We start from the raw sequence: 26458 nt of genomic DNA, 5'->3' as shown, positions 1-26458 counted from the left end.
CATAATGAGCCTCTATCTCCCAAGGCAGGCTTATGGAGTAGCCCCGATGAAAAAGATCATTCTTTCCACCCTTGCTGCGCTGGTCGCCACCGGCAGCGTCTTCGCATCCTACGGCACCGCTGCCGCGCAGGATTATCCCTATCGTCCGCGCCACGACCGTGGTTATGACCGTGGTGGCCCACCCCCACCGCCCTACCGCGAACACCGCCGCCACAATGATGGCGCAGCGATCGCCGGCGGCCTCGCCGCAGGCGTCATCGGCGGCCTGATCGGCGGTGCCATCGCCAACGGCAACAACAACGCCCCCCGCTACTACGAACCCCCACCGCCGCCCCGCCCGCGCTGCTGGTTCGAAGACCGCCGCGTTCCCAATTCCTATGACGGCGGCTGGCATACGGAAAGCATGCGGGTTTGTAACTGACCGCATCGCTGAGATTTATAAACGGATGATCCGATCAGTCTGAATGGCTGGTCGGATTTTTTTGGACTAACCGTCGGCTCTTGTGCAAGTCAGAATTGTCTTTCACATCAAAGAGCGATTCCGTTAACACATTGATTTTCCCGAAGTGAGCCAAAACTCTCGAGTCATCTGATCACTCTTTGTGATTCTTTCGCGAGATACAGTGATTCAATTAAGGACTTTGCACAGACCCGAAACGCTACAAAATCAAATGAGCATCTGGGTCTTTCTCAGCGATGGCGCCATCTGAAAGCAGTTGCTGTGAAAACTCGATGAGGGGTTCAATACGTTTATAACATCCCAACTCCTTAGCGATCTCGGCCACTTCTTCCGGGCGTCCTCCATCGCTTAAGAAAGCCGACAGAGCTTGATAAGCCAAAAATCTGGGCATCTTACTTTCGAAGCGAAATAAGTCGGCAACAGTCCTGGGCTTCGATGTAAATCGAACGCGGACACCCAGAACTACTCGCTCTTCCACACCATACCCGTAGTTGAACCTACCTTGCCAATGATGCATCCGAGTACCATCAGGGGCCGTGGGGCGGCATGTCGTGCCGGTAAAGCCGAGGGTCCAATGGGCTAGTCGCTCGTCAACTAGGCTATGGAATATCAAAGCGCCTCCCAGACAAAGTATGCCGTCCGGATAACGAATCGCCAATTCAGCAGCCTTGTAGTTCGATCGAGGCTCGCCAGGTCGCCTTAAACAATAGATCCCGTAGTGGATCAGGTCGATTTTACCGCTATTTCGCATTGTCTTGAGTGCTTCAAAGGGGATTCCAGACCTTAAGAAATCTTTACATCGCCGCACGCTCTGCGCTTCAAGCATCGCGAGGATTTTCTCTTCATGGATGTTAAACATGGGCGTCATTCAACTTGCGTTTGTTGGGTTCCGACGGTTCATAGCCGTTAGCGACGGCCTGGAACATTCTGACCTCTACTCAAAAGTGGCACCGTGCCAGGTGGGCGGCTTGCGAACGACAGAGGATTTTTGTCCATGACCATGTCGACTTCCGCCCTTTTCCAAACAAGCTTGGTTGCCCTGCTGACCAACGGAAGGGGATAGACACCCTGAGCTTCAAGACGGTCGCGGATCACTCGAACAGAAGCCGTCACGAACCTTCCAGCAAGTATCCGCTGTATTTCCGGGGTAAGAACGTAGTTCTTGCGGAACTCGACCAGATCGGAAATTGAAAGCGTACGCGGCAGAAGCCCTGTCAGCATCATGTCGTTCACATTCGGAACATGCGTGCCCAATAAAAACGCTGCGTCGGTTTGCGATATCACCATTTCCGGAATCTCGCTTCCAACTGTGACCTCGAGAAGCTACAGGAGCTCTCCCAGACTGCAATAAAGGCGCTGCACCCCGAAGTGACTGCCTGTGTCGCTCGATTGCCAAACCTGAAGACGTTTCTCGATAATGGCGGAAGCAGTTTCCGGCCAACGATTGGTTGGCATCGGAGAAAATGTCGCCATCGCGACTGACAACCTTACGGCATCCAAGGCTGGTGTGCTCGTTCTGACCACGTTGTCGATCGCCATGATCAGTTTGTCCGTCGAGGCTTTTTCGTAGTATCCGCCAGGCTCCGGAAGCCTTATGAGATGCGAGCATGCACTTTCGTCGCGGGTCAGCAGCCCCGCTGCCGCGAAGCTCGGGAGGAGCGGCTCCGAAAGCCCGGTAAGATGGGCGACCTGTCGAGGAGCAAGGAGCTGCTTGGATCTCTCGATGAGCAGGAACAGCTCTGGCTTGAGAATAAGCACCGGACTATGGCAATCAGTCGAGCGTAGAACGGCCACCCTCGGATCAGACGCCAGAGCCGAGAGGCGCTTGCGGGGAATTCCCGTTAGACCAGAGGCCTCCTCGATCGATATCATCTCGGGTCTGAACCTATTCTCGGCCTTTCTCACCGAGAAAGTCGCCTGCGCACTTAGCCGCATATTTTCCAGCAGTTCCTGCTTGAGGAGACCACGCAAGTGCGGTGCAACCATCGTGTCGTGCGTGATCCACAGAAGTGGACCCAACTCCTTCCCGATCCCATAGTGATGATCGCTTCTAAGATGCGCGTCTGCTCGCACCTTGTCTGCCACATCATAGAGCGCGTTCGGCCAGTCGATGAGGACTCTTCCAGCTTGAGACAGATATCGCGGCTCGATATTTACAAAGCGTCGGTCCGCGCGCCGGCCTCCGGCCGAGAGACTGAGCGCCTCCGCGACAGCAATCACGAATTCCCACAGGTGGCCAGGCTGCTCGTTAGCGAAGATTTGGGAAGGTTTGGGTCCTATATTCCTGAGACACGGATCGACAAGCGCGCTCACAAGGTCGAGGCCAGCTTCACAGTCGATCGTCACAAGCGGCCTGACGGCGTCCCGCAGATCCTCGCTTCCAATAAGCAATCCGAAACGGTCCCTCGAAACGCAATAGCCGCATTTCTCGACGCCGTACCTGTGGCCAAACCGAAGCTTCTTCTTACATCTGGGACAGTGGTCAAGAAGAAGCTGCTTAGTCTCAGGATCGTAGGGCAAGGGCAACAGTGACCAGACTGCGCGAGAATGAAGGGAACGCCTGAGAGCCAGGGGCGACACTCGTCGGAACTGGACAATCAGGTGCGACGCCCTGATCGGAACACCGAAGAAGTCGACAAAGCCCGCTCTCCCCGGAATTTCGGGCTGCAGAAGCGGGCGGAGATCGTCCACTCCCCCAGGAAGACCGAGCATGTCGGCAATTTTATCGGCGAAATTGATGAGTAACGTCGACATCGTCACCGAATCCCTGAAGTAGCGCTTTGAAATCATTCTCCGCAATACAGAACTATCGGGATAGCCATTCACGAAAAGCGCACGCATGATTAGGTCGGCTGCCGACTCGCCCAATATCGGGCGAACCGGAATCACAAGGGTCTTGCCGGCGAGTTCCAAGCGACGTTCGGCCATTTCGGAGGTAAACCTCAGAGTGCTCATTTTTTAGGAGCTTTCATGAATTCGAGGTAGGACGAATCTAGGCTTGGACCGTCCCGAAAAGGATTGGTGGAAACGAGTTTCAGCGGGATCGCCCATGAATCCACCGCCATCTCCAGATGAATGCGGTCCACGGCGGTGGCCTTTTGCGTGAACGCGGCCTCTGCGGCGGCTCGAATAAGCTTCGCTGCCACCCCGATCCGACCTCCCGACACGATATGAACAAGTGCAGGAATGTCGCCGAAAAAGAAGTTGGACTGCCGTTCGAAAAGCCCATGGCTCCAAAGCTTGCCGCCAAGAGTGCCCAGAAAGTTGGTGAAGATCTCACGCTGTTCCTGCACGAAGAAATTCAGTCGGCTGAAGTCGAGTTCCGGAACTCCACGGAACTTGACCTGATCCTCGCTAAATATCAGGTCGCGAGCGATCGGTGTCCCGATAAACATGAGAGGAACCATGCCGTCGATGAGATATTTCTTAAGATTGTCCTGGACGACCATCGTCCTCTTGTCTGCAAGTCCTGACCGTTCGAGCGCGTGAAATGAGGTCGCGGAGGACAGATGCTGGATCTCGTCAATCGCGATGAGTTCTGTCTCCCACTCCACGATGTGTTTATAGATCCTGCGGCGCTTCCAATGCAGGGTTCCCAGCTCCGGGTTGGGATCCCCGAGCGCATTGAGGAGATCAGTGGCAAGCGACATCGGTGATGCGGGCGCTGAGAGCGTGACGTGGATCACTTTTTTCTGCAGCTTGGCGACGGTCGCTGGCTTCGTGTCCGGAGCGAAGATTCCAAGTTCCATGACATAGGGCACGATCCGGTTTTCGATGTAGGTCGTGACGGACATGGACTTGCCGGAATGCGAGTCGGCCAGGAGCAGCCCGCAGTCCTGCTCTCCCCCTGGCTCCCTGCGTTTCGCTTCTCGAAGGTCGTCGAAAAGCTCGTAGGCGGCATCAAGCCGTGGATGTGGGATGCGTATTTTCTTGAACTCCGCGCGGATATGACCCTTGGAAGTGGCTAGGCACATTGTCGCAACCTTTCGATCAGAGGAGGTGTTGGATTGCCGCGAGCGCATCGTCGGCATCAGGTATGACGAACATTCCAAGATCCTCCACGGTGGTCAGAGGCTTTACCGGATCCGGAAAGTACTCGAAGGAGGACTTCGGCTTGGTCGACGTGTTAACCTTCTGCGCATTTCGGGCTCGCGTCTGGGCCGCTTTGCGAGCTCCTAGAACTGGTCCTTTCACGGGCAGCGCCGGACCTTTCCGTTCCTTGGCGGGATAGGCGGTGGGAACCTCGTGGCTCTTGCTACCGGATGCCGAAGGGGTCACGAACTTCTCCTCGACGAGACTGCCGGCAACGAGTCTTCTGCGCTCGGCCTCGAGCGCCCTAGCATCCTTGCGGGACTTCTTGACCGGCTTGCCCTCGATTGACGGCACCAGCGTGGCATAGTGCGCATCGCGCGCCGCCATCATTTCCACATCACTGTGGAATTCGAGATTGCGGGCGTCGGCGAACTCTCTGATCCGCTTTGCGATGGCCCAGGAAAGCATTCGAGAATAATCTGGAAACTTGTTGGGAACCGTTACGAAGCATTTCCTCTTCGGGTTCCAGACATCGATGTAGGAGCAATCCTCCTGATGCTTGACCGCGGCGCACTCGATGGAGTGGCGTTTTGGGACCTTGTGACGGTAGCTGATCGCCGATCCGAAGGCAGCAAGATCGTTGATGAGACCGCTGATGATTTCCGGATGATGGAAAATCTGTCCATCCAGCTTGATACCCTGGGGAGTGATCATGCAGGTGACGGTCTGGCCGAGAGAGACGTCCAATGTAGCGATATCGTCGACCATGGGCCGCCCATGCCGCTCAATCCCCAGCTTCCACTTTCTGGCGGGAGCCATGCCGATTCCCTCATGGACCTCGACATGGTGCATCGTCACGATGGTACGCCAGAGCCGAGGATAGACCTCCTCGATGGACAAAACGGTATCTTCCTGAGGCTTCAGTTCCAGTTCCTTCATACCGTCCGGTTTCTTCAGGATTCCGCCGGGCAGCCTGTGCCACAGGTGTTCATTCAAGATTCCAAAGAACCGTTCGACGCTCGCCTTATACTGGGGCGTGCCCTTCGGCGCGAAGATCAGTCCGATCCCGGCCCTCTCGCACATCACCTGGAACGAGACCCCTACGTTCTCGCGGCCGTTGTCCACGACGAAGTAGATCGGTTTGCCGAACCCGTCCGTCGCCCCCCTTGTGCTCGCCATATTCGTCAACGAGGAAATCCTTGTATCTGACGACCTGCTTGACGCATTCCATCAGCGAGTAGACCGATGGAGGTTCGAGACTGAGGAAGGCTCCGAGGATCATCCTAGAGAACAGATCCATAGCGATGACGAGCCAAGGTCTGACAAATCCGATCACCTCGCCTTGATCGTTTAGAACCCTGGTCCACCAGTCCACTTCGGTCTGATCGAGAAGGACGTAGTGGAGCGGCCGCAACGGCTGCAAGGGAAGAGAGTGCCCTTTGTAGCGGGTCAATGCGGCCTTCAGCCCATAACGTTGGACGCACCGGTCGTAGGTCTCAGACTCGTTTATCCAGTTGTCCAACGTCGTAGCGCAGGGGCGCTTCATCGCGGCCCCGCCCAGTGAGGCAGTTTCGGCATTCGCGCGATCGAAACGTGAATAGAAGAAAGCCTTGGCCTGGGGCTTCGACACCGCAATGCTCGACCAGTAGTGCTCGAACATCATGGCCTTGAGCTCAAGAACGAGCTTGGGCCACCATTTCTCGGCGCTGTGTTTTCCTCTCTGCGAGACGAAATCGTCCAAATGCCGCCTTCCGGGCACGCCTTTGAGCCATGCTCGTCGGATTGCGCTTGCGGAAGGACGCCACATGAATCCCATCGCTAGGGCGGATTCGTGTGTGGCGGCTATGAAGCGGTTCAGCTTCTTGGTTGAACGCTTGACGTTGCCGAGAGCGTCCATAGCCAAGACATAATGAAAAAGCGTACGTCCTTCGAATAGAGCCTTCGCGGCCGCTATCCTCCGATCCCTCTCCCGCCGGTTGATGCCTCCCTCCTGCGGATCCATGTTCGCTCGCGGATCCGGCATAGTCCTTTCCATCGCCGAACCCTGCCCCGACACTCTCGCGATGGCCCCAAGACCTCTCAGGCGCTTGAAGTCGCGCTGCGGAAGATTTCGCTTGTTACCTGTCTTCGAATCCCTGAACTGAAGATCGCCATTCGACAGCACCGACTTGAACTGCCGCAACCCGGTACAGCCGTTAGTTTCCTTGAACGCATAAAACTCGTCGATCTCGAGATCGAAGTCCCTAAGCATTTCTCACTCTCCTATTGTCTGACGACGGTAACGACCGACGCTCCGGTTATCGGGGATCTGAGATCGATGGAGATGACCCTCCGAACCTGGAGCGCATGCAGAGTCGCCTCACCGCGCGGACCGCCACCGAAAGCTTCCAGGAGCTTCCCGTAGTGGCCGACGCCCTCGCTTCCCAAGACAGCAACGGCGATCGCGCTGTGCCGTGCGTCGACAGAGGTCATCGCGTTCAAGGCGATGGGCACGAAGCGGGCGAGCAGCGAAGGCTTCAGATCGACCGAGCGCCGAATGACGATGAAGTGGATTCCTTTCATCCGGTATGCTTGTCGTGCTAGCTCCAATTTCTCCTGATAGACCTCGTCGCCGTTGCGCGGGTCGTCATCGTCCTTCACCTCGACAACCAGCGTCTTGCACAAGCGACGCGGGGTTCCGAGAAGAGGGTGGCTCGCCGCGTCAGCAAACGGCACGCCACGCTGGATGTTCTGGAGAAACTGCGGTTCTACTTCCAGTTCGAGGTCCGGGAAGTATATCAGGGGGGCGTCCTCGCCCTCGACATAGATTTCCAACCTGTGGGACTGCGACATCAGCGCATGGACTGCAGTCGCGACCTCCGAAATCTGCAACGTCGGCAGCTCGCATTTCATGGATTCCACCGGCATGTTTCGAAACCCTGATTTCAGGCAGGGGACCGTCGCCGTGGGCTTCGTCTTCCTGCCGGTGATAATCCGCCTCAAGGGCCCTCCCTCCTCTGAACGGACAATGGTGGCGACCACTCCATTGTTTCTGACTGCTCTGATGTTCTTCTTGGGTACAGGCATGATTCATCCTTCTCGGATCGAAGCGATCCGGTTTTTAAGGTTACCGGTGATTGTTTTACTGGTGGCCGGCGACTAACTGGCCAGGGCTTCGCGAAATCCGGGTGGGCACGCGAAGACGCGTGCGAGCGGAGCGCCGGTAGGCTCAAGATCTAGAAGGACCGGAAATAGGCAACAGCGTTCGATGAGGAGCGAAGGTACTGCCCTCATGACTGCTGTAAGGCCGGCTCCGGGGTGGTACGCGGGCAACCGCCGCCCGCTGCGAGCTGCATCTCGGTCAAGTAGCTCGCCCGAGTCTCAGGCGCTGCATCCATGGCGAAAGGCTGGCAGAAGTAATCGGCTCCTAAGGCATTTGGCATGAGACTTTCCCCAATCATTGAGTTGTTTCTGAAAGGTCCATCTAAAAGCTCGTCGCATGCGACGTGCCCGAACCCTACCGCAGCAGTCACAGAAGCAGAAAAGATTCCGTAAAACCCAATACCATTAGCAGGATTTAACAGCATCTATTCCATTGCTCATCAGGATCCATCCTCAAAAATTCCAAAAGACAGAGAAAGGACTCAAGGCCTACAGAACCAGAGACTGAGTCCTACGAAAACCTGCACGACATCCTGACTTTCAAGGATTCGATGTAGCCAAGGAAGAGAGACTGACCGGACGAAGATGAATCCTTTCAATCTCAAATGTGCATCAAGCTCAATCGCACGAATCTCCTGCCACAGCCACTTGACTGCAAGAAGTTGAAACAAGCATTTTGAACATCGGAGATGGCGACACAAAACACCCGATGGCGCACGAACGGTAAGCTTTACTTTACGGCTAGTTTAATGATTTAAAGAAGTTAGCACGCAACTTGCCACGCTTCAGCAAGAGCTTCGCCTTCGACCGTGTCCGGGTAAAAAGGCGCGCGACGCACATCCGCCAGGCCCAAATGGTTCGAACATCATGCTTCTCCGATCTGTGATTCATTGAGTTCAATCCTCCGCAGGCAGAGTATGAAAAACTCGGTTGCAACCGGTTATCCTCAAAAAGATCCCGGCGGGCGCACTTAGAGATCCTGTTCGCTAGCATCGCGACCAGATAAATGGTATGATTTGCTCCTGAATCCGGGACACTGATTGCTCTGATGCCATCATCCCGGATGTGTTGACGGCGTAGTCAATCAATAGCCGATTCGTATTTGATTGACATCGATAAAATGGATGCAAACGGAAATAGATGCTGAATTTTCGGGATACGCACATGAATGAAACTGAGACCGTTGTCGATCCTGTCTCCGGTAGGATGCTGGATGAGCTGAAGTCCGCCGTGGCGGCTGAAAGGCGTGCAGTTGAGGCTAGCCTCGACAAGATAAGGCGGTGGGAAAAGGCCATTTCCAACCTGCGAGGTGTCCCGGAGGTTGACGGGAACCAGCCGCCACAGCCTACGACGGTCCGTCGCGTGCATATGGGTAGTCAAGCGCACAAGCTTCGAACTCATGTGATCGAGCTTCTGCATGAGAAAAATCGGCCCTTATCTCGCTCCGAAATCCTGGAGGGACTAGCCTCTAAAGGTGTCGAGCTTAATTTCAAGGACCCTATTAAGCGCATCACCAAAGTCATGTGGGAAGCGAAGGAATTCCAACACCTGCCGACTGGCTACTGGTTTGCGGGAACAGTCCCTGAAAGCGACACACCCTAGCCGAGACCAGTCAATAGTATCTCCCGGCCGACTCATTGCCACACTCTGCGAATAAAGAGCTTTCCCGGCTTCTACACCGACTTTTCAAATTTCAGTGGTAAAAGGCGGCCGTGAGCAAGCTATCAGCCGATAAGGGCTAATATTCCGGAGAAAAACGCCTGGGCTTGAGTGGCTCTGCCGTCTCAGGCCCAAGCGGCACTTTGACGACTAATGTCGGCGTTGGGAAAGCCGCTTGCCAGACGGTGTTGGCACAAGAGCGGCGATCCCCGACTCCTACAGGTATCGGGTTTGTCAACCTTATCACGGCGTCCCTCGCTCGCCGAGACCTTGTATTGCCCCGGATTGCGTCGCCGTTAAGGTAATTGTTCTTTCCCAGCCGGTTCCATAGATGGCTGTGATCAGTGGTCCAGACGGTTTCACAGCGCAAAGAGATCCCCATAAAGTCACCCTCGACGCGTAGGATCGAAAGGCTATCCAGTCTGCATTGCCTCAGAGATCTGCATAAGCATCGTTTTGCTCTAGCTCTCACTAGAATGCGGCCATGCATCGATCGGCCGAGGGGTATCCAACAGCCCTGTGCACCGCCGTCAGGCAATATGTCAATCTCGGCTTCGGGCGCGATATCCGGCCTGCCCTTCTCCGCCATCGAAGTGATCGCTGGGAAGGCGTTGCTCATGTACATTTCCAACTTTTTGGCCCTCGCGATCCCCTACCTCAGATTGCAAACAGGGCGTCGTAAATGTATTTGTTTGGGCACTGGGAATCGTCCGGCTGCCCTGTGGGCTCAGTAAAGGAACGTTCATGCGCTACGTCAATCGTAACAGAGTATCCGTTCCCGCTGTGCTTGTTTCCGGCCGAGTAAAGCAGGCGCTCGCCAATGTTGAGCACTACCTAAGACGCACGGAGGATGAGCAGGCGCAACGCCGAAGCCCTTACGACGAGACCATCATCCATCGCTCCGAAGTACCTGAGGCACTGTCGACGCTTTTTTTCTACAAATGCGCCTATTGCGAAACTCGCACAGCAAACACGATCGACCACTTCCGTCCTAAATCGCTTTATCCTTGGCTCGCCTACGATTGGGATAACCTCTATCCAACATGTGTGGAATGCGATCGCCGTAAAGGTAGCGCTTTTCCGGTAATGAGTGCATATGCCGCTCCATTCTCGACCATCAGAGAGGCCCGTGCAGCCGAGCACGCCTTGCTCATCGACCCTTGCTATGACGATCCACGAATGCATCTCCTCTTCTGCTTTGATGGCCACTACGAACCGCTAACTGAGCAGGGGCAAATTACGATCAACCAACTCGACCTCAACAGGAAGCTTCTGGTACGGAACCGTCAGGAAGTTGCGGAACGCCTCGCAACCCAGCTTGAGTATGGAATTCGAAGCGGGCCTCCACTAGAGCGTTTGGTCGGTCCCGATACGGAGTTCACTGGCGCGGCGATGCAGTTTCTGAACCTAGTTATCGAGGCAGCAACCGGCATCCGTCCTGCATGGCGGAGATCGGGACCTTCTCCAGAAAAAGTTATGAGAGACCTATACCGTCTTGGTGACACCACGCTTCGGACCGCGATCGGGCAGGTTCGGGCAAACGGTGGGGAGTCTCGTCCGTTTTACATTGATCGTAAAGTGTCTAGAGCAAAGACTGACGTTCGCGCTCCCGCTCCGGCCGCTATCAGCACAATCGAGATCAAGAATTTCAAGAGCATAGGCGAGCTTACGATACGCGTTCCCCCACTCCGAAAAGCCAGCGGGACGGCAGGAGCGCTTATGGTTCTAGGTGAGAATGCGGCTGGGAAGAGCAGTGTTCTTGAAGCTATCGCACTCACGGTACTTGGTGAGCGTGACTCATCTAGTCTCGTGGAAGCCGAGGATCTGTTGCGGCGAAAGGGCGAGCAACGTCTTGAACTCGTCGACACGGAACGATTGTGCGTCAAGATAAGCTTTCACGATCGCCCGGAGCCTGCAATCCTTACCGTCGATCCCCTGGTGAGGCGCATGGAGAGCGCTCCCCAGCCGTGGTCTGTAGTGATTGGCTACGGACCACGGCGCTATTCGAAGGATGGCGCTCCTTGGTCAAAATCAAAATCTGCTCGCGTCCGAAGTCTTTTCCGCCCTGCGGTTGCTCTTCCAGACCCAGCTGCTTGGCTGCGCGAAATTGCGGTGAGAGAGCCCAACAAATTCAATGCCGTCGCCCGAGGCCTGCGGGAGATTCTTGCGCTGAGAGAGAGCGACGATCTGGTTCTCGATGAGCTGATGGGCGTTTGCGTACGAGTACAGGGTCGGCTTGAACCTCTGGGCCGACTTAGCGAAGGATACCGTTCTCTTTTCGCCATGGCGGTCGACATCATGCGCGAGCTTTTACAAGACCAACCCGAGTTGGAGAATGCTCGCGGCGTCGTACTTATCGACGAGGTGGAGACCCACCTTCATCCGCGCTGGAAGATGAGAGTAATGTCGGCCCTGCGACGCGCCATGCCCAATGTCACGTTCATCGCAACGACCCACGACCCGTTATGTCTTCGCGGCATGGAAAGCGGCGAGGTTATCGTGTTGTTCAAAGATAAAAATCGACAGATCGCATTGATGGAAGACCTTCCTGATATAACCGGGATGCGGGCAGAGCAGATTCTGACGTCGGATTACTTCGGGCTGAACAGCACGGCGGACCCCGAGATTGAGGCAAATCTCAACCAGTACATCGACGCGCTATCGAGGGCCGGCGCTGGAGACCTGAGTGCTAAAGCGGAGGCAACCCGGCTCGGTCAAGGGCTTCGTAGCACCTTGGTCCTTGGCGACACTGCCGTGGATCAGCTTGCCCAAGAGGCACTGGGGCGCTTCTTGTCGGAGCGGCGAGACCTACCTCCGATAGGAGGATCGCGTTCCAGAAAGGAAGTAGTTCAGCGCATGCTTGATGCCTTTCGCAAACCCTTGGATGGTGCATGAGGTACATTGACCGCTCCACAACACCCCCGCCCGAAAGCCTGACCGCTGCCGACGGCGCTGGCCTCAAGGAATACGCCAAGGCCAAGGCGTACTATGGTCACGTGCCGCCCCATAAGAACGCCTATCCTTTCAAAGCCTATAAGGCTGACGGCGTGAAGCTTGCCCTTCGCAACCTCTTCAACGGCAAATGCGCCTACTGTGAGATTCGGTACGAGGGTGGCCAACCTATGGACGTTGAGCACTACCGACCAAAAGGTGGGATTCAAGAGCGGGATGATCACCGCGGATATTGGTGGCTCGCCGCTGACTGGAACAACCTCCTCCCCTCTTGCATCGACTGCAATCGCCGCAGAGGGCAAACCTCGGCAGACGCCGGCATGACCCTCAGCGAACTCGAAGCCGCGCTCGCATCTATGGGTGATACAGAACCCGGCGGAAAGCAGGACGCCTTTCCTACGTTGGACGACGTGTGGGCTGACCCGGAGACAGATCCAAATACCATAGAGAGCCCGGCGCTGATCGATCCCACGCAAACCGATCCGGCGAACCACCTGCATTGGCCGCAGTCCGAGTTGTCTGTGGTGCTGCCGATGGTGGACTTCGCAGGAAGCGAATGTCCTCGCGCCACAGCTTCCATCTATATCTATGCATTGAATCGACTAGGCTTGGTGCAAAGCCGACTGGAAATTAGGCAAAAGTTCGACGCTCACATAAACACTATTCGGGAGGTGGTAATCGGAGCAATGGAGTTCGATGGGCCGCACCGTCAGAGATTAATGAAAATCGCCGAAGACGGGATAGCAAGTTTACGGATCGAGACGGGAATCAAGCACGTTTATTCAGCGATGCTCTCGGCGCGTTTAGATGCGTTCGAGGCGGAGTTTAGTGCGCTTATCGAGGCTGACGAAGCTTAAAGTGGTTTGGCATCACGACGAGCTATCAAAGTTTCGCGCAGATCTAGCTTCTGTACGGCCCGCGCCAAAAAAGTCTTCAATATTGGTAACGAATTATTTCGGTAAAGAACTTGCAAGAGCACGTTCAGGCAACGCCCGCGAAGGTGTTGATGATTTGCAACTCACGCATTTATCAAAAAAAACTCGGCATTATGTAGCAAGTGCCACAAGATTCCGACGAGGTCAGGTGCTATTTCCTGAAGAGGTTCAGGAGTGGTGCGTATGGCGGCAGATGTCGTTGAATTGAAGCATGAGTTGGCTGGGATCGTCGCCAGGCTGGCGGATTTTAGATCGCAGATTTCGGTCCTCGAAGATCAGAAAGCCGCCTTCGAGAAAGTCATCCAGTTCTACGATCCCGAGTTTAAAAGCTCCGGTTCCACGACGACGCCCAAACCGACGCGAACGTCATCCTGGAATTCATCGAGCGGGCGTGTCACCGAACTCCTCAAGGGGAAGAATAATCGCCACATCGTCCTCGACATCCTGAGACGCTTCGAGCATCCGTCTTCGACCTCTGACATCGCAAAGCAGTTCTCTTTGGATGAAGATTTGGGTGAGGAAGCGGAGCGGCTGCAAGCTGCTCTCACCACCAGATTCTCTGGTACCTTGGACGGGTTGTTGAAGCAGGGCCTTGTTAGCCAAGCCTTAACTGTCGATGGAGGCCAGAACCTCTGGGAGGTCAACCGTCAGTCGGGCGGGACGCCGCGCACCCAAACCTGATCCTGAATATTCGAGGCCGCCTCCTGCCAGTAGCCACACAGGTTTCTCGACGTCGGCTTTGACGTGACCGTGCGGAGGAGGTCGGCGAACTGCCAGCGCAAGCCCATGTAGCGCGTATCCTCCTTCCACGCCAGCATCGCCATGTACCAGTCAAGGTACTTCGCCGAGAAGCGATGATAGATACCCTTGTAGGCTTTCTCGACGCGGCTGAAGAAACTTTCGATCACGTTCGAGTTCGTGCCGTCGTCCTCCTGGTACTGCAGGCTGTGGTTTACGCGGTGCATGGAGACAAGGCCGACCAGATCGTCGTATGCCTTGTGCTCGTCGGCGATCAAGAGCGCCTTTGGATCGACGTGCCTAGCGACGGCAGCCCAGGCATCCGTCCCGTTCTCATCCATGATCACCCGTGTCAACGTCCTGTTTGGAGCGTGCTTGTTCGCCTCCCTCAGCGCCAGCACGCACATGCGCTTGCCGTTCTGGTTCTCACTCTTTCGTCCGTCCTTGCGCTCTTCCTTCTTGTTCGCCTTACGGAGAACCCCGCCGACGTACTTGCCGTCGATCTGCACCAGCCCCTGGAGCGTGACCGCCGTGCGGCGCAGACCGACAGCCTCTCGAAGCTTCTGCAGCAGAACATAGGCCGTCTTGTATTGAGTGTTGAGCTTCCTTGTCAGGTGAAGAGCCGCCACGCCCTTCGAGGCCGTGATCTCCTCCCAGATCGCCATGATGATCTTCTTGAAAGATAGCTTCCGGTTGGCAAATACCGTTCTGGATGTCACCGAAAACTCTGCACGGCATTCCGCCTCCGAGCAACGAAATCGGCGTCGGCGAATGCTGTAAGGCTCCAAGCAGCCGCAACGGGGGCAGTTGGGTTCTCCGCCGTTGTCGGCCCATCTGAAGTCTACGAACAGCGCGTAGGCGTCGTCTTCGGTAAGAGACCAGATCGCCTCCGGATCGAGGTTGCGGGCCTTCGAATTCAGCAGCGGATGTTGTCCAAACCCTTCGCTGGGATCAGGCCATGCGCAGCGGTCGTATTTCGAACCTCCGGTCTCCTGCGGAGAAGGGATCGTAGGAGTTCGGCTTCACGATGGGATTTTGCTTCTGGAGCGTGTTCAGATTTCCGTTCGATACGCATCACATAAGCAGACCTTCCGTCACTTGGGACGGATAAGAAAGGTCAGTGCTCTATTCGTATCGATCTGAACATGAAGGACCTGATACCAGGATGATGCGATTGAGTCGAGCCTTCTTCCTCATTCAGAATAATGGGACGTGCCAAGCATTTCATTTTTGGTCGTTGCGCTTTATATGCAGGCAAACATCGCGGAAATTACATGCCAAACAGGCCACTCATCAATCCGACCACCAAAACGCTCTTGTTCGGCAGGGTTCCCGATATCGCAAAGCGGGGAGTTAATCTACCCGGTGGAGCTATCCATCTTCTGCGTGGTAAGCACACTGCGCCCAATCGTGGATATGGCGCGTGCCACATTTGGGCTGAGCATAGCAGGGAAATGATCGATGAGGGTTTCGCAACCGAGGCCGATGTACCAGCCTACGTCGCGTTCGTCATTACGGCAGCATCGCAGCTCTATTACAGCGGCGAAAGTTTTAGATATTCGAGACTGATGGCCGTCAGAGGCATTGCTTGGACTGCGATTTTGGAGCTACGCGATAGAGATGAACCGTTCTGGTCTGTGATTACGGCCTACAGATCAAACAAAAAGCACGGCACCTTTGTGGGGTCCGTGCTTTTGTAATGTGCTCGCAGTAGCAGCGCCTCCTTAGCCTAAAGGGTCGGATGCCAACTTAATGTCCTGCGAATAAACCTCCTGTCAGGTTTACCATCCACATGAGCGGGCCGATTTACAGGTGAAGCCGACTCAAAATGCTCTTTATGTCACAGCACATATCTAAGGGTTTGGACGGCCAAGGTCAAGGGGTGAAGTCCTTCGGCTTTTTCAGCCACCAAACATCGGCCGCTCGTCTTTGTGGCACTTGCTACATAATGCCGAAAAAACTCGAGATCAGGTGTTATCGGTATGCTGGATATTAGCGGCTACCATCAATTCTCTCACGAGGAGCTCGATTTCGTGGGAAGTGCTCTCGTTCGACAGGCTGACGCGGATCGTCCGGAAGGCATTTGCATATGGCATGCCCATCGCCGTGAGAACGTGGGAAGGCGCGTCAGAGCCGGAAGAGCAGGCGGACCCACCAGCGATACAAAGTCCCCTGCCCGCCAATACGTCAACTGCTTCGTTTGCTTCCAGAGAGGGCAATGTGACCGAGCTCGTATTTGGAAGGCGTCGCGTGCCTTTGCCGTTAATTTTAGCCTCAGGAAACGCTTCGATGAGGAGCTTCTCAAAGTGATCCCGCAGGCTAGCCACACGTTCCATCTCCGGCAATCTAGCAACAGCGATCTGGGCTGCCTTGGCCATTCCGGCAGCGCCGGGAGTGTTGATGGTACCGCCACGCCGACCCTTTTCCTGTTCTCCCTCAAGTAGGGCATCTAGTCTCGTTCCAGACCGGATAAAAAGGCCGCCGACACCCTTTGGGCCATGAAATTTGTGTGCCGAAAACGACGCGAGGTCCACCTCGAACAACTCTTCGAACAAATCCACGCGTATTCGGCCAAGCGCCTGGGTTAGATCGCAATGGATCACGCAGTTTGGTGCGATCTCCCGAGCGATTGTTGCAAGCTGGGCAACCGGCTGGATAACGCCCGTCTCGTTGTTCGCTAGCATCAAGGAAACTAAATTAGTGTCTGGTCGCATCGCTGAACGAAAAGCCTCCAGATCCACCACCCCATCCTGCGTGCATTTCGCGAGCTGGACTATGACCCCTTGACGCTCGATGGCACTTAGCGCCGCCAGAACAGATGGGTGTTCGATTGCGCTCGACACCACGTTGTCGCCATCACCGAGCATGAGCCCCTTGATGGCCCAGCTATTCGCTTCCGACGCCCCGGAGGTTAGCACGATCTCTTCCGCAAGGTCGGCGGATCCTAGCAGTGTCCCGATGGCGCGCTTAGCTTCACCGACAACCCCGTCAACCCCGAAATGCCGCCCCGCCGCGGAGGATGCATTGAGGTAGAAGTCCGTGAAGTGAGGCATCATCGCCTCGATGACTTCCGGGTGAGGCCTCGTAGTGGCGTTGTTATCGAAATAGCTCAGGATCACGTCGTTGCCTTCGCCAAATCTTCGACAATAGCATCGACCAGAGCCTCGAGACGTTCCTCAGAGATATAAGGAACCTGCGCGAACACCGGCTCGGTTCCGCCGCCGATGATGGCCGCTATATGCCCTTTGCCGAGCAGCCGTTCGGCGCCTCCGCCCTTGACGCCCAGCGACAAATCTGACGTTCCCGCGCTATCTACGCGTAAGATGAGTCGGTTCCCGAGGTTGCTCCGCAATTGCATTGGAAACACGCTGCTATCCGGGCGCTGGGCCGCGAAGATAAGGTAGATTCCCGCGGCACGAGCTTTGACGCCCAGCCGGGACACAAAAGCATCGACCGCTGTGCGGTAAGTGTCGACCTGCATCCAATCTGCAAACTCATCGTGTATCAACCAGATAAGCGGTACGCGTTCCTTTGCTGCGGCGTTGTAAGCGTTCACGTTCGACACTCTGGCTTCTTTGAAGAGAGCATATCGACGCTCCATTTCGAAGACGAGCTCCTCCAGTTTCTCGAGTGCCTCATTCTGCTGGTCAATGACCGGTCCGTCGAGATGCGGGAGCCTGTCGAACGCGAAGTAATCGACGCCCGACTTTGGATCGATCAGCACGATCCTTGATTCTGCCGGGCTGTTTGTGGCACCGATACCAAGGATGATATTCTGGAGCAGCACCGACTTTCCGCTTCCCGTACTGCCCGCCACGAGAGTATGGGGCGCCGGAGACGGTTCGAGGAAGAGCGGTAGGCCGTCATCTTCCTTCACCGCGATCAGCAGCCTGCTGTTCGGGTGGGTACCCCCCATGTCCCACTTCGTCCAAACTTCTTGAAGCGTGAGCATTCGCCGCTGAGGCCGTTTGATCGAAAGGACGACTCTGCCCGGTTCTGCTCTGACGTCAAAGAGCTGTATACCGTGGGTCGTCTCCAGCTCGGTCGCCTTGGCCTCGACCTTTGCAACCGTAAGGTCGTCAGCTCCCTTGAATTTTAGGAGCGCAGCGTTCGGCGTCAATATCTGAGCTTCCAGTCGCGCAGACATTCCATACCGCAGGAGCGCACTGCGACAACTTGCGGAAATTTGGTCGAGCCAGTTCTGATCAGCTTCCGAGCCGTCGCTCGCTTCGTTCCAAGAGGCAAGGAGGTCCTGGAAACGAGATCCTGTCGATATCATCTGGACTGAGGGGATTGCTTCGGTTGGCACAGGCACCGGGTCGGGCTCGTGCCGCGGTGAATTTTCGGACGACCTCGGAGCGGGAGCCTTCGCCTTCGCGGCCGCCGCAGGTAAATTCGAAATCTGACGAATGCCAGAGGGGTCCGCGCCTTCCGCATAGGCGCGCACGATCGCGCCGACGCTCTCGTAGCCGAATTTCTCCTGGATACCCGCCGTACCGGGCACTCCAGTCATCGCGTCCAATACCGCCGGTCCGACGTCGTTAGAGCTGGTGAAAACGTGTGAGTATCCGCGAACGGAGATTCTGCAATTTCCGTCTCGGAGCTCCGTGCGCCAATCGACGGTGTCGTTAGCCTGATCCCTGAGGCCGTCCAGCAACATTTCGGACAATCGCGCGAGCCAGATGTCTTTGTCAGCGGGATCCTCATCGTTCGAAAAGACAAGCTCAAACCTTTTAAGGGTGTCTGCGAGCTGCTTTTTGCTGTCGTCTGCCTTCGCACCGACGCTAGGCGCTCGGACGTACTTCGCCTCGGTGATGACGATGTCGAGAACAGGCTTTCCGTCCCCGTCAAGGTAAGGTGCCAGACAAAGCAAATCGGCCATACGTTGTTCGTCTTGACCGAGCCACGACGCGTAGTCGTCTAGAAAGATCCAGACGAGAGGGCGATCGGCCCCAAGTTCATGCTGGACGAGATACTTGCTGAGCACCACTCCCATGAGCTCGCTCGCATTCGCCCCTCTTCTAGCCGCGCGAAGAACGATGTCGCCAGAAACTTCGTTCGCCTCGTCGATAAAGCTGCTGGCGACGTGGTCCAGCCGGGCGTCGTCGTAGCCGAGCGAAAGCGCCCTTAGACGCGACTTTAGCGTCGCGCGTAGGAAATTGTCGGCCGCCTTCGAGGAGATGATAAGCGATCGCTCACCGTCCGCAGCATGCTTATAGCGAATGATCTTGATGTCGTTGTTCAATAGCTGGCGACGGTCCAACAGGTCGTCGAAGTTGACGACCCAGTTTCCGAGCTGGTGCGTCTCTTCGAGAACACGGTGGGTGAGAGGCGACTTCACGTCGGTATTGCGAACCGGGATCCGGCATTGCCCCCTCATGCGACTGTTGTGCGCATCATCTGGATTGAAGAGAGCTGCAACCGCATCCAAGTGGCTCCAACCTGCTTCCGTCTGCGCCGGACAAGTAAGGTACATCGTTGCGTCGCGCTCACCTTTACCAATCGGTTTACGACGCGACCAACGGCCGGTCTGGATAGTCTCCGCGGATCTCGTGACTTTTTGGACGTCCACCCACGACTGATCAGCCTTTCTGGAGATGACGTCGTGGCAGAAGACGATGTCGAAGGGGGCGCCGTCCTTGTGGCTACTCGGTGCGTGCTGGTTGACGAGGATCGATATCCGCAACCTGGACATGAAGTCACGGGTTGCCTCGCTTGCGTGGAGTGTGTCCATCTCCAGCTCGCGCATAACGATCTGCTGATATAGATTGCGAAGCTGAAGGTCGTCGGTGTGCCGAAGCACCACTTGGCACATCGCGTCGCCGCCTTCTTTTTCAGCGTCCGCTCGGATGCTATCCACGACAGCCTGCGGCAGCGCGGCTGCGTCGCAGTCGAACAACACGATGGACAGATTATCCTTCTCATGCGGCTGGAGCTTCAAATAGCTTTGAGCAAGGCCTGCAATCTGCTTGGCGACCGCTCTTACGTTCTCGTTGGTCGCTGCGCCGCGCGAACCTGTCGAGACCGGCGGCTCGTGAAGACTATAATCGTTTTTCTCTCCGACCTGTGTGACCAAAACCTTCTGTTCCCGTGGCCAGGTGTACAGCAGTTCCGGGCGAGCGGCTTCCTGCAGTCCCTCGATCAAATCTTCGAAATACAGATTTCCGCTATTGTCCGTGAAAGCTATGTGTTGCCGAGAAAGCGTAGTCTGGAATATCGACTTCAAGCGATTGATACGACCGTGTTGCGCCTCCAAGCGAAGAGGATGCCAAGGGCAGACGATTACGACAGGGCGGCTGGGGTCCGGACTTTCCACCTCCGCAACGCCGACCTGCACAAGCGGCCTAAGTAATTCCTCCAGCACGACCGGCCGTCTCGTTGCTGAAACGATCGTGTCTAGCAGGCCGGCATACGACCGCGCCTGCTGCTCCAGCGAAGCGGAGCCGGCACCGAAATTAAGGTAGTCCTCGATCGCCTTGCGGTAATCCTCTTCAAACACCGAAAAGGCGTTGATGATCTTATCCGCGTCGGCTCGATCAAGCAGGTCACGTGACTTCATCGTTGCTACGCTGCTGCGAAATTCCTTTGCCAGCGACTGGCATGCGGAGGGCGCGGGGATGAATGAGCCGCGATTGCGAGAAAATGTCGGAGCCAGGGTGGCTAGATTTTCGAGGCTGACGCCACTTGGGCCTCCTTTCGTCCTTGCACGACTAAGGCCAGCCTTTGCAAGCACCAAGGGAGATTTCGTCCTGTTCTGTAGTAGGTTAGTCAGATCGCCGCGCAGTCCGATCCCGGCGGCGTTCAGCTCCGCCTGCCACACAAGCTTTATCCACCCAGTTTTCTCGCCGTCACTTCCCTTTATCGCAACTTTGAACTCCAATTGCCGAGCTCGCTTGTTGGTCGAGTCCGCTTGTCTCTTCGCCCTTACCGCTATCTCTGCCGCGAACTCGAAATACTTGAACGCGAGCACCTTCTGGAATTCGATCATCCCATTGAAAGTTGCCTGAAAGCCATTATAGCGGGTGGTGAAGAATGCGCAGGCGTCGTGATTCAAAGGGAGGAAATCGCCGGGTCGGTGCTGCAATCCCTCGACAACCAGCACGCCTTTCGAAACTTGATCCTTGGGCCTTAGTCGTTGAAGGCAACGCACGAGACCTTCTTGAAAGTCGGTACAGACGACCTCCCGCCCGTAGATGAACTTGTCCCAAAGCGCATAAAGCCGGGCTTCGCCCCGTAGCTCGGTCGCGTGCCGATTAAAGAACTCAACGTCGATATCGTCTTTTTCCGGGGATCGTCCCCGGTTGGTGGCGAAATCAGTCAGATAAGATTTCTCCGCGTCCGACACCAAGTCGGGGAAAAGCGCATAGTAGGCCTTCGTTTCCACTCCCATCGATCGACCGGTCTCGCGCTGTGTCTCCTCGAAGAACGGGCCGATCTCCGACCAGTCAAGTAGGAACGGTGCGAACGCCGCCTCCCTGTCCTCTGCGGGCGCCGCGATATATTTGCCGAGGTCCCTGACCGCCTCTTGCGATAGGCGCGTACTCTCGGTCTGCAGTCGCTCCCGCAGTTTGGCCATGGACAACGGAATTTGGTTTTGATCACGCCTGGCAATGTAGCACTCTCTTTTCCAGTGCTTCTGATATCTTTTCGACCACTCGCTAGGGCGTTGACGATGCTCCAGACGTATGTCGTCAAACAGAAGATCCGCTCGCGGCAGCCTGAGCTTAGGCAGCGTCGTGCCCAAGGCTACGGTCAGCTTTTCGCCATTCTTTACCAATTCAGCGGCGGCAACCAGATAGTTAGCCACTTGGCGCATCGAAACCCGATCGATTTGGATCAAGGCGTCGAGAGCAGCCTGCATATGACGATAGTAGTCGTCGAGCGCGACGTTCTCGCCGAGCACGAGCGCCACCCAGTCCGGCGCATTGTCCCTGTTCAAGAGAGCAGCGGCATCAAGAGGTTCAACCTGCGCGAGCGACTGGTTCTGACTGTCGTCCAGCAGAGCGATGAGCCGGCCTTCCCTATCGCATTCGGCATGGCGAAGGGTCGTCGCAGCTTCGTCGGTCAAGTTGCTTTCGTCAATGCCTGGGTAGCCTTCGAAAGCGTACCGGGGGAGTGCGATATCCAACCGCTCTCGGATCGACTTATCTTGCTGGGCGGAGATGACGATCGAGGCGATTTCTTCCTTTGAAAGTCCGGTCATAACAAACCGGACCACGCCAGGTTCGCCACGTCCTACGTCGAGTGCTTTGCGAACGACGTTCACAGCCATCGCGCCGATTAGGTCCAGATCCTGCATCATTCCGTTCCGTTCGCGGCGAATGGATTTATGACATATGCGCAACCATCGGACAGTCTGTTGAGGAGACCCATGCTGGCTAGCCGGACCTCAAGCCTCGTGCGATTGCGCTCGAATGCGGATGATTGGAACGTCGAACCTTCAAGGGCGTCGGCTGCCTCTGTCTCGCCGAACACCAATCCGTAGCGCGCGTAAACGTCCGCGAGAAACTTCTTAAATTCAGTCCGCTTGGAAACGAGCGTGATCACGAGCATCTTGATGAAGGCATCGGTGGGCGCATACCGATACCGGTTCGTGCCCCGCCTTGAGCAAAGTCCTATCGACCTACCGTAGTCGCTATGTACCTTGCCGCAGTTGGCCTCATGTTTGATCACGACGCTCTCCCGCAGTGCATCAACAAGAGTTTGGACCGTCTGTTCGCCTTCTTCCGGCTTGAAGTAGAAATGGCGCGCGATGAAATCCTTTGCGGCGTCAAAGCGCTCGCCGTCGGAAACATCCGCACTCTCTATTTCTTTCCATTCGTCGCCTGCCAGGCTTTTGTCGATCGCATGATCCAAGGCCTGCAAGGAAAGGGAGTCGTTTTCCTGATATGATGCGATCGCGCGCTGGCGAACAAACTCACGTTTCGGGGCTATCATTTCGCACACCATCACCGGCCGGCGCTGCCGCCCCGCGAGCGCGGCGGCGGTCTCCAACTGGTACAGCATGATGTGGAACGAGCCCAACGGCACAAGGTATGCGTACGCGTCTTGCTCTGGAAGCTGCAGTTCTAGAACCGCAAGCCAATCCTCCGCAAGGCGGTCATACGAGGGGTGGGTCCTATATGGTAGGTAGGTCTCACCTCTGTTGTCACGATTGGTTTCGGCGTCGGATGGCGCACCCAACGTCTTGACCAGTTGGTTTTTTGGTTTTTCAGGATCCAGAAAATCGGCGAAGTAAGACCGTAATCGATCCGCGTGCGCGGACCGACTGATCATCATGTAAAGGATCTCTCCCGTGCGACCGAAGTTGTTGTAGTCCGGTTGCGGGGATTCTTTCTTGATAATGGTGTCGCTGTACAGCGCGTCAGGGCCAAAAGGGAAGATAAATTGCGACGACCACCTACGCTCGTTGTCGTTCTCGAGCGTCGTCTGTTTTACCAGTGACACGAGTTCGACAAAACTGCTGAACTGACGGAAGCGCTCCTTCAGATATCCGAAGCCGCCGTCCACCCCCCTGCCGTTCATCGTGCTGAACCAGGCAGCCCATCTTGCCTCTTCGCTACCAATCACTTGTGACGCCCTGACAAGCTCTTCATTGTCGAAAAGGATGTGCCTGAGACCCATGCGGTATCGCATTTTGAAAGCGCGCATTTCAGTGGGATCTGAATATGCAAAAAGTTGCTCTTTGCCGCCGCGTAAAAACGCTTCGGCAACATTGAGGAACTCAAGGAACAGAAGCCAAGGCGTCTGACGGTACCAGAGGCGGTGGCCAAAAAGAGTTTCCTCTAGCCAGACGCTCGTGCTTTTGGGCGCGGTGGACTGCACAGGTACTGGGCCGATATTCTCAGGATTAAGAAAATTCAAAGCGAGACTCCGAGCCGGCGCTTATTTATACCGCCATCGTCGCCGACCCACATGACGTTGATCTGCGTGGCGCGCTTGCTACTCATCTGAAAATACTTGCTGAGTACCTTGGTTTTGAACGCCATCACGTCCTCGTAGCATTCTTTCGAGAACGACGACGGGAGGGCGCCCTTGGCCACGCGGATCAAAAACTCGAACCGGCGCAAGAACAGAGTGAAATCGACGTAGTGCGTATCGTTGATTGAAACACGAAGAACTGGAAGCTCGAGGTCCTTGTCGAACCGCACCGAAACTTCGTTGCCGTAGAGACCTCCCTGCATTGGCACTTCCGCGAGATAGATTTCACTGACTCGCGCGCTGCTGAAGTCCAGACCGGCGCTAAGATATAGCGTTTCCAGTTCTCCGACGAGCATCCCAGTCCAAACCCGGTTGAGTCCTTGCACGATGAGCGACAAAGCGTGTAGCTCGACACGACCCTCGGTATCCAAAGACCAAAGAACCTCCCGTTGATATATCCCGGCGGATTCAAAAACAGTGAGCTTCCAAGGGTCGAAACGGGTCTCATGATCGCCGAGGCGGAAAAAGAGCCTGCGCCTTTCGCCCACCAGTGCGTCGACGAATTCTCCAGCATCTGCGCGATCCTCGTCGGCGTTGAGATACATGGTTCGAAGGTTTTCAAAGTAAGGATTGTTTCCGAACTGCGCGTCGCTCGCCAACAGCCGCGCGTGGTCGACAGCGAGATCTTCGTCATCTGGACCAAAGACGATCAGGGCGTCATGAACGTTCGACGTTTCATGACCGATGCGAAAGCCGTTTAGATAGTTGAACACTGCAAACTGCTCACGCTTCTGTTCACGCAGATTGGCGCCGAATACATTCTGGTAGAGAGAAGCCTCGTAGTATTTCCCTGCCGCCGCAACAGCTCGGAGGTCGTCTGGACGCATCACGTTCTCGTCTGATGGCCGATGGCCAAGCAGGCCGTTGACGAGAAGCAACAGGATTTCACGGATAGAAACGTGGAACCCATTGGCGTCGCAGAGTTCAGCCAGTGATTCGAGTCGTTTCCTCACGAACGGATCGCACAGCAGTTGATAGTTTCGTCTAAGGGGCGACGTTTCACCGAATGCCGGATCGCCTGCCTCATCCTCGAAACAGGTCCATTCGGCTCGGCCTACGAGGCAGTCGACAGCCGCTTTCAAAATGTTCTTAGTGGACATTCTGCTGAGATTTAGAAACAGAAGGCGCAGGTCAGAGCGTCTGGAATGGCCGGAAGCAAGAAGTTCTTCGATCACGGCGTTTAGACGGCGCGCCGGAGATCCGGCCGGCAGGCCTTCCCACTCGTTCACAAGCTTTCCGTCGTTTGCGGCGATGACGAAGAACTCGGTTGGGTTTGGATCCAGAATGGAAGCCGCAAGTCTTTTTACGAGGTCGTGCTTGTCTTCAGGCCACGCTTGGCCATGTTCAGGTGCAAAGCCGCTGAACTCAAAAATAAAGTGGATCGTTCGAGGACCGTCAGGCGTCTGAACATCCAGAGACGAGTAGCTTTTTCGATTTCTACCGCGACGCCGACTATCATCGCCGCCCAGTCCTTCCCAAAGATCATTACACAACGTTGTCTTGCCGTCTCCCGCCGTGCCGGTCAGGATCAGGTTTGTAAGTACGCCTTCTTCCGGACGGAGCGCGTCCGATATCTGGCCTTCGAACGGATGAAGAAATCGAAGTGGTTCGATGCCATAGTTGTTCGCCAAATCCATGATGGTTTCAGCATACATCCCGTCGCGGCGGCCTACCGGCCCGTACCCGCGCAGGAAAGATACCCATCTCTCTCCCAGAGATGTTTCACTGTCCGTCAAAGTTGGCAAATCATGCATCCATCCCTCGGCGTGTCGTCGATTTCTAGTCCGCCGAGCGTTTTGACAAGCGGCTGGTTCCCTCGCCGCGCCTTCTTGCGCTCGCGCATCTTGTTCCAGTTGTCCTCGATTGATTCCATGCGCTCTGGCTGTTCGAGATCCTCCAACGGCTCGTCCGTCCAGTAGAATACCTGTCCGTTGACCCTATTTGGCTTTTCGTAAGCTTTCGCCTCTTCATAAAGTTCTGGAAAGTTCTGCTTGAGACGTACCCACTCGATCTTCTGCTGATAGAAGCAGAAGAAGCACCCGGATCGGGTCCTTCCCCATTCCGTATACGGGGGCATGCCCAGGCCGGCTTCCTCGAGAATCCTTACAACGCCGTCATAGTCGATGCCGTCTTCGCGAAACGGAAACACGGCCTTGATATTTGGCTTGTGACTAATGTAGCCAACCCGATCCTCATCGGCCCGAATGCCGACGTAGTTCACGCACGGCTCTTCCCCGATGTAGTTTTCGAACGGCTTGAGCTTCAGGTAGTCGGTGCACCACCTACGGTGGCCGGATGGAAGCATGCCGCCCTTGCTTCTTAAGATGTCGTCGAACGTCTCGCGGGTCGTAGTTCTGACAACCTTTGTACCAAGATACGATTCCAACCGCTCGATGTATTCAAGCGTGTCAGGAAGTTCTTTGCCCGTGTCATGGAAGATGTATTCCATATTCTCAACGCGATCGCGCAGGTAGATCGCGAGCGCCGTACTGTCCTTGCCCCCAGAAAGGCTCAATATGTGTCGGACAGGCTTCTCTTCATTCATCATCTACCTCATTTC

General features: G+C 55.7%; 18 protein-coding genes and 2 pseudogenes. 5 read left to right on the top strand and 15 right to left on the bottom strand.

The annotated features are described in order from the left end of the window. The first annotated feature begins 46 nt into the window (after positions 1-46). Complete coding sequence (locus tag JZX89_RS09200) at positions 47-421, top strand: hypothetical protein (protein WP_149900128.1); 375 nt, start codon at positions 47-49, stop codon at positions 419-421. A gap of 238 nt (positions 422-659) precedes the next feature. On the opposite strand, the gene JZX89_RS09195 is transcribed toward JZX89_RS09200, so the two are convergent. From JZX89_RS09195 to JZX89_RS09170, 7 genes are read right to left on the bottom strand one after another with little or no spacing between them, the layout of a single operon-like run. After that, complete coding sequence (locus JZX89_RS09195) at positions 660-1319, bottom strand: type IV toxin-antitoxin system AbiEi family antitoxin domain-containing protein (protein WP_207133891.1); 660 nt, start codon at positions 1317-1319, stop codon at positions 660-662. Between the two features lie 47 nt (positions 1320-1366). Then, positions 1367-1747 (bottom strand): hypothetical protein, encoded by a 381-nt coding sequence (locus JZX89_RS09190; protein ID WP_207133890.1) that lies wholly within the window; start codon positions 1745-1747, stop codon positions 1367-1369. 36 nt (positions 1748-1783) lie between these two features. Continuing rightward, entirely contained in the window at positions 1784-3388 is a 1605-nt protein-coding gene (locus JZX89_RS09185; protein ID WP_207133889.1) for a hypothetical protein, read from the bottom strand. A 23-nt stretch (positions 3389-3411) separates the two neighbouring features. Continuing rightward, the gene (locus JZX89_RS09180) at positions 3412-4434 is read right to left on the bottom strand and encodes an ATP-binding protein (RefSeq protein ID WP_207133888.1); all 1023 of its coding nucleotides are present in this window, start codon (positions 4432-4434) and stop codon (positions 3412-3414) included. 16 nt (positions 4435-4450) lie between these two features. Further along, positions 4451-5617, bottom strand: a complete 1167-nt coding sequence (locus tag JZX89_RS09175) for a TnsB C-terminal domain-containing protein (protein ID WP_501985967.1) — start codon at positions 5615-5617, stop codon at positions 4451-4453. Beyond that, a complete protein-coding gene (locus JZX89_RS28995) occupies positions 5517-6743 on the bottom strand; it encodes a TnsB C-terminal domain-containing protein (protein ID WP_501985965.1) in 1227 nt (408 codons plus the stop codon). Before JZX89_RS28995 ends, JZX89_RS09175 begins: the two co-directional genes overlap by 101 nt. A gap of 11 nt (positions 6744-6754) precedes the next feature. Further along, positions 6755-7558, bottom strand: coding sequence for a hypothetical protein (locus JZX89_RS09170; RefSeq protein WP_207133886.1), 804 nt, complete (start codon positions 7556-7558; stop codon positions 6755-6757). A 1239-nt stretch (positions 7559-8797) separates the two neighbouring features. Between JZX89_RS09170 and JZX89_RS09165 the strand changes: the two genes are divergently transcribed. Beyond that, entirely contained in the window at positions 8798-9235 is a 438-nt protein-coding gene (locus JZX89_RS09165; RefSeq protein ID WP_207133885.1) for a hypothetical protein, read from the top strand. Positions 9236-9794: 559 nt separating this feature from the next. Here the strand turns inward: JZX89_RS09165 and JZX89_RS28865 are convergent. After that, positions 9795-9920: pseudogene (locus JZX89_RS28865) on the bottom strand (ABC transporter substrate-binding protein); the annotation flags it as partial. A 116-nt stretch (positions 9921-10036) separates the two neighbouring features. Between JZX89_RS28865 and JZX89_RS09160 the strand changes: the two are divergent. From JZX89_RS09160 to JZX89_RS09150, 3 genes are all read left to right on the top strand, one after another. Beyond that, a complete protein-coding gene (locus JZX89_RS09160; RefSeq protein WP_207133884.1) occupies positions 10037-12187 on the top strand; it encodes a retron system putative HNH endonuclease in 2151 nt (716 codons plus the stop codon). Then, positions 12184-13101 carry an HNH endonuclease gene (locus JZX89_RS09155; RefSeq protein ID WP_207133883.1) on the top strand — a complete coding sequence of 306 codons (918 nt, stop codon included), beginning with the start codon at positions 12184-12186 and terminating at the stop codon, positions 13099-13101. Before JZX89_RS09160 ends, JZX89_RS09155 begins: the two co-directional genes overlap by 4 nt. A gap of 261 nt (positions 13102-13362) precedes the next feature. Then, the gene (locus JZX89_RS09150; protein ID WP_207133882.1) at positions 13363-13860 is read left to right on the top strand and encodes a hypothetical protein; all 498 of its coding nucleotides are present in this window, start codon (positions 13363-13365) and stop codon (positions 13858-13860) included. Here the strand turns inward: JZX89_RS09150 and JZX89_RS09145 are convergent. The 7 genes and pseudogenes from JZX89_RS09145 to JZX89_RS09115 all read right to left on the bottom strand — a co-directional run bounded on the left by JZX89_RS09145 (position 13827) and on the right by JZX89_RS09115 (position 26443). Further along, positions 13827-14582 carry an IS1595 family transposase gene (locus JZX89_RS09145; RefSeq protein WP_207133881.1) on the bottom strand — a complete coding sequence of 252 codons (756 nt, stop codon included), beginning with the start codon at positions 14580-14582 and terminating at the stop codon, positions 13827-13829. The genes JZX89_RS09150 and JZX89_RS09145 overlap by 34 nt on opposite strands. Before the next feature lie 123 nt (positions 14583-14705). Next, positions 14706-14768 (bottom strand): annotated as a pseudogene (locus JZX89_RS28860) (hypothetical protein); the annotation flags it as partial. A gap of 1116 nt (positions 14769-15884) precedes the next feature. After that, positions 15885-17036 carry a cysteine desulfurase family protein gene (locus JZX89_RS09135; protein ID WP_207133880.1) on the bottom strand — a complete coding sequence of 384 codons (1152 nt, stop codon included), beginning with the start codon at positions 17034-17036 and terminating at the stop codon, positions 15885-15887. Then, the gene (locus JZX89_RS09130) at positions 17033-22216 is read right to left on the bottom strand and encodes an FtsK/SpoIIIE domain-containing protein (RefSeq protein WP_207133879.1); all 5184 of its coding nucleotides are present in this window, start codon (positions 22214-22216) and stop codon (positions 17033-17035) included. Before JZX89_RS09130 ends, JZX89_RS09135 begins: the two co-directional genes overlap by 4 nt. Next, complete coding sequence (locus JZX89_RS09125; protein ID WP_207133878.1) at positions 22216-23781, bottom strand: hypothetical protein; 1566 nt, start codon at positions 23779-23781, stop codon at positions 22216-22218. Before JZX89_RS09125 ends, JZX89_RS09130 begins: the two co-directional genes overlap by 1 nt. Then, positions 23778-25652 (bottom strand): hypothetical protein, encoded by a 1875-nt coding sequence (locus JZX89_RS09120; RefSeq protein ID WP_207133877.1) that lies wholly within the window; start codon positions 25650-25652, stop codon positions 23778-23780. The genes JZX89_RS09125 and JZX89_RS09120 overlap by 4 nt, the downstream gene beginning before the upstream one ends. After that, a complete protein-coding gene (locus JZX89_RS09115; protein ID WP_207133876.1) occupies positions 25631-26443 on the bottom strand; it encodes a phosphoadenosine phosphosulfate reductase family protein in 813 nt (270 codons plus the stop codon). Before JZX89_RS09115 ends, JZX89_RS09120 begins: the two co-directional genes overlap by 22 nt. Positions 26444-26458 lie beyond the last annotated feature (15 nt).

Origin of the sequence: Agrobacterium burrii (assembly GCF_017313405.1) — a bacterium.
GTDB classification, from domain to species: Bacteria; Pseudomonadota; Alphaproteobacteria; order Rhizobiales; family Rhizobiaceae; genus Agrobacterium; species Agrobacterium burrii.
This window is presented reverse-complemented; position numbering and strand designations above follow the sequence as displayed.

What these genes read in the sequence shown, in the direction of transcription:
- JZX89_RS09115 (WP_207133876.1), bottom strand. Translation starts at nt 26,443, where the DNA reads ATGAATGAAGAGAAGCCTGTCCGACACATATTGAGCCTTTCTGGGGGC.
- JZX89_RS09195 (WP_207133891.1), bottom strand. Translation starts at nt 1,319, where the DNA reads ATGTTTAACATCCATGAAGAGAAAATCCTCGCGATGCTTGAAGCGCAG.
- JZX89_RS09145 (WP_207133881.1), bottom strand. Translation starts at nt 14,582, where the DNA reads ATGGCGATCTGGGAGGAGATCACGGCCTCGAAGGGCGTGGCGGCTCTT.
- JZX89_RS09190 (WP_207133890.1), bottom strand. Translation starts at nt 1,747, where the DNA reads ATGGTGATATCGCAAACCGACGCAGCGTTTTTATTGGGCACGCATGTT.
- JZX89_RS09130 (WP_207133879.1), bottom strand. Translation starts at nt 22,216, where the DNA reads ATGCAGGATCTGGACCTAATCGGCGCGATGGCTGTGAACGTCGTTCGC.
- JZX89_RS09185 (WP_207133889.1), bottom strand. Translation starts at nt 3,388, where the DNA reads ATGGCCGAACGTCGCTTGGAACTCGCCGGCAAGACCCTTGTGATTCCG.
- JZX89_RS09170 (WP_207133886.1), bottom strand. Translation starts at nt 7,558, where the DNA reads ATGCCTGTACCCAAGAAGAACATCAGAGCAGTCAGAAACAATGGAGTG.
- JZX89_RS09200 (WP_149900128.1), top strand. Translation starts at nt 47, where the DNA reads ATGAAAAAGATCATTCTTTCCACCCTTGCTGCGCTGGTCGCCACCGGC.
- JZX89_RS09155 (WP_207133883.1), top strand. Translation starts at nt 12,184, where the DNA reads ATGAGGTACATTGACCGCTCCACAACACCCCCGCCCGAAAGCCTGACC.
- JZX89_RS09120 (WP_207133877.1), bottom strand. Translation starts at nt 25,652, where the DNA reads ATGCATGATTTGCCAACTTTGACGGACAGTGAAACATCTCTGGGAGAG.
- JZX89_RS09160 (WP_207133884.1), top strand. Translation starts at nt 10,037, where the DNA reads ATGCGCTACGTCAATCGTAACAGAGTATCCGTTCCCGCTGTGCTTGTT.
- JZX89_RS09150 (WP_207133882.1), top strand. Translation starts at nt 13,363, where the DNA reads ATGGCGGCAGATGTCGTTGAATTGAAGCATGAGTTGGCTGGGATCGTC.
- JZX89_RS09165 (WP_207133885.1), top strand. Translation starts at nt 8,798, where the DNA reads ATGAATGAAACTGAGACCGTTGTCGATCCTGTCTCCGGTAGGATGCTG.
- JZX89_RS28995 (WP_501985965.1), bottom strand. Translation starts at nt 6,743, where the DNA reads ATGCTTAGGGACTTCGATCTCGAGATCGACGAGTTTTATGCGTTCAAG.
- JZX89_RS09180 (WP_207133888.1), bottom strand. Translation starts at nt 4,434, where the DNA reads ATGTGCCTAGCCACTTCCAAGGGTCATATCCGCGCGGAGTTCAAGAAA.